Origin of the sequence: Halobacteriovorax sp. (assembly GCF_041587335.1) — a bacterium.
Classification (GTDB): domain Bacteria; phylum Bdellovibrionota; class Bacteriovoracia; order Bacteriovoracales; family Bacteriovoracaceae; genus Halobacteriovorax.
Genome location: NZ_JBFGYP010000221.1, coordinates 1 through 3,115, shown reverse-complemented (window position 1 = coordinate 3,115; position 3,115 = coordinate 1). Strand labels below are relative to the sequence as shown.

Sequence of the window (3,115 nt, the reverse complement as noted above, 5' to 3'; positions counted from 1 at the left end):
TATGGGCAATTGATCAAGGTTCAACTCCAATGGTCTATCACCCAGGTCTAAGAAATCCATCTCCAGTTCGAAGTGCTAGCGAAATTGGTAATAAGAAGCTTAAATTCTACTGCGTAAAGTAAGTAATAAATGGCCCTAGTTCTTTAGGGCCTTATGTCACCTAAATAGAAGGTGAGATAAGATCACTACAAAATCTTTAATCATTGCAATCTCTAAATTAAAAAGTCGATCTAAATTAATTTGGAAATGAGTCGTATTCAAGTTCGGATGATTATTTTATCAGTTTTTTGAATTTAAATGAGGGGATATCGGAGTCATTTCGGGAAATTTCTATATCTACCCCATATAATTACCATTATGTGGGGTGGCACTTGGGGGAGTTATTTTAGCCTATTTCTAGTATATTAGCTGACTCTCCATAGAAAATCAGCCTGGAAAATTATTCTTTTTGATACTTTTACATTCTCTCTATTATCTCAAGCAACTTTTGATTCTTTAAAATATCGACTTGGTATTGGTCTATGTCATTTATCATCTCTTCATCTGAAATAAATGTACGTCCTAAAATCAAACATGACTTATACGAACTAAGTGCTGCCTCATAGATAGACTTTTTTAGAGAAATAACTATTTCAGAGTTTCGAAGAACTATTCGTCTTGTTTCTAATCCTTGGTCATCTACAAGAAAATCTCCAAAAAACGTATTATTTAAACTTTCATCTTTATCAACTTTATTACGTATCGTATCTACGTATAAGTCATAGGCCAAGTAATCAGCCTTATGAACCACTTGCCATAACTGGCATAGATGCACTTATCATTAAGCATAGTAATAACTTTTTCATATTTTCTCCAGATACTGAGTTTTTATAAAGAATACTAAGAAACGATATTTCAATGTGCTTAATTGAAATGATTACAGTTGATAATAAATCTTTGGTCACCATTACCTGAGCAAAGATTTTGAGTCGGGTATATGTAGTACAGCTGTCAAACATGTAGGCATCAATACAAACTGTTAAATATAAACTTAAGTACTTAGGCCTAAAAAGTTGGCATAACTATTGAACTATATATCTTATGAAATATAATTCAATTTATTTAACACTAATGCTTATCTCGAGTTTGAGCTATGGATCGATCCATGGTCCAAGTGACGATCGCTATAAATTGGATGAAATTACGAATAAAAAGATCAAAGAATTAGCTAAATCAACAGCTTTTATAACGAAGAAAAATCCAGGATCAAGCAATTCTATAACTCTCCAAACATCATCTTTAATGGATCTAAAAGGGATGTGTAGCAATGAGCGATTCGCAAACTCCCCTAGCGTATATGGCTGTTCAGGAGTTCTAATTGACACTAATAAAGTCCTAACGGCCGGTCATTGTGTAATCTCAGAGATAGACTGTAAAGACATGGTCATTTCTTTTAGCTACACAGATCATTCACTTATTGGAGAGTTTAAAGATAATCAAATCTATAAATGTAAGAGTCTTATCGCCAGAGAAAAGAACTATCTTACACATCTTGATTACGCAGTAATTGAACTAGATAGAGACGTACTAGATAGACTCCCCGTCTCTTATAATAAATCAAACTCACTCTCTAAAGATGATCCTTTATTTATGATTGGACACCCTGTAGGCATTCCTACAGTGATCTCTACAGACGCAAAAGTCCTAGATATAAGTGACAATAAATTCATATTTCCAACTGATTTAGACGCAATGATTGGTAACTCAGGCTCACCAGTATTTAATCACAACACTTATGAATTAGAAGGAATTCTTGTTCGTGGAGGTTCTGACTTTGATACAGACTTTGACTCAGATGACCTATGCAGAACCTGGTATAGATCGCGCAATTACCCTCAAGAAAAAGCAGAAACAGAAGATGTACTTAAAATTAACTCAATTCCATATATTAAACTTTTAAATAATAAATAAAAGGAAACTCCTATGAAGCAAATCGTGATTTCTTTATTTTTAACTTTAGTCCTCGTTTCATGTGGAACAGGAAGAGAAAACGAAAGTACTTCAATACAACAAGCTACTAACCTAGTGTATTTATCAGATACCACAACAGATAATGAAGAAGAAAAGGTAAAGTTTTTAAGTGATGTTCAAGAGATGTTAATCTTGGAAGATAAGGTCATCATAGAGCCTTTATCTGGAAAGATTGAATCCTTAGACCCTGAAGCCTCATCTATCATTGCTTCTGCAATTTCTGATACAAGTAGCTATGATTTGGCATATGGAAATGGAGACCTATACTACCTTCTTGGAGCAAAAGACTCATGGGGAAAGGTAGAATGGGAATACTTTTACAGTTTTTCAAAGTGGGCAGTATCCAACAATTTTAGAACAATTCTTATCCCTTCAGCACAAACTCCTCACGTAAAGGAAGCCGTTCAAAGTCCTACGACTTCTCTTATCATTTGGTCTTCACACGGTGACAAGAATGGGAATATTTACGATTATGAAGGTAAAATTCTACCAAAAGATATCTTTTCAAAAAATAAAGGAAAGAGATTTAATAGACTTATTTTAAATAATTGCTATAGCTACACTTCAAGTAAGCACTACTCTTTTTCAGGTTTTTTAACGACATGGAAAGGGTTAACTGACTCTAACAAAATGATAAAATATTTAAATTCTACAAAGTTTAACAAAAGTGTTGCTGAAGCATTAAAAGCTACCAGAGAGCAAGAAAAAGAAGATCTCTCTGAGTAATTTCTCGTTACACTTACTTTAAATCTAATAGGGCCGTATAAAGAAACTTTTCGTGTTTAAAAATATCTCGATGAAAAGTTTCTTTTGTCTCTTTGAGAGTTATATCACTTACCTTTCCAGATCTTCTAAACTCTAGAAGTGACTTACATAGCTTTATTGAATAGGATAAACTCTTTGGGTATTTCTTAAAAGTATCTTCACATAAAATCTTTTTATAAGCTTTACCAAGTACCAAACTACCTAGTAGATCGTAGCGAACAATCGTTGAAATCATCTCGCCCTCTAAGTGTTTTGGATCTACTAAAGCAAATGCTTTAGCATATTGTTTTGACTTAATCAGAGAGTCTAAATTATCCATCTTAAATCTATAAGAAAATGG

The 3,115-nt window shown here is 33.2% G+C and carries 4 protein-coding genes; 2 read left to right on the top strand and 2 right to left on the bottom strand.

The annotated features are described in order from the left end of the window. Window positions 1-457: 457 nt before the first annotated feature. The gene (locus ABX784_RS16525) at window positions 458-790 is read right to left on the bottom strand and encodes a hypothetical protein (protein ID WP_372656165.1); all 333 of its coding nucleotides are present in this window, start codon (window positions 788-790) and stop codon (window positions 458-460) included. 290 nt (window positions 791-1,080) lie between these two features. On the opposite strand from ABX784_RS16525, the gene ABX784_RS16520 reads away from it, so the two are divergent. Together ABX784_RS16520 and ABX784_RS16515 are read left to right on the top strand one after the other, a co-directional pair. After that, window positions 1,081-1,950 (top strand): serine protease, encoded by an 870-nt coding sequence (locus tag ABX784_RS16520; RefSeq protein WP_372656164.1) that lies wholly within the window; start codon window positions 1,081-1,083, stop codon window positions 1,948-1,950. A gap of 12 nt (window positions 1,951-1,962) precedes the next feature. Continuing rightward, complete coding sequence (locus ABX784_RS16515; RefSeq protein WP_372656163.1) at window positions 1,963-2,736, top strand: hypothetical protein; 774 nt, start codon at window positions 1,963-1,965, stop codon at window positions 2,734-2,736. Between the two features lie 13 nt (window positions 2,737-2,749). Here the strand turns inward: ABX784_RS16515 and ABX784_RS16510 are convergent. Beyond that, window positions 2,750-3,115 (bottom strand): hypothetical protein (locus ABX784_RS16510; RefSeq protein WP_372656162.1); only part of this gene is annotated, 366 nt, incomplete at its 5' end.

What these genes read in the sequence shown, in the direction of transcription:
- ABX784_RS16515 (WP_372656163.1), top strand. Translation starts at nt 1,963, where the DNA reads ATGAAGCAAATCGTGATTTCTTTATTTTTAACTTTAGTCCTCGTTTCA.
- ABX784_RS16520 (WP_372656164.1), top strand. Translation starts at nt 1,081, where the DNA reads ATGAAATATAATTCAATTTATTTAACACTAATGCTTATCTCGAGTTTG.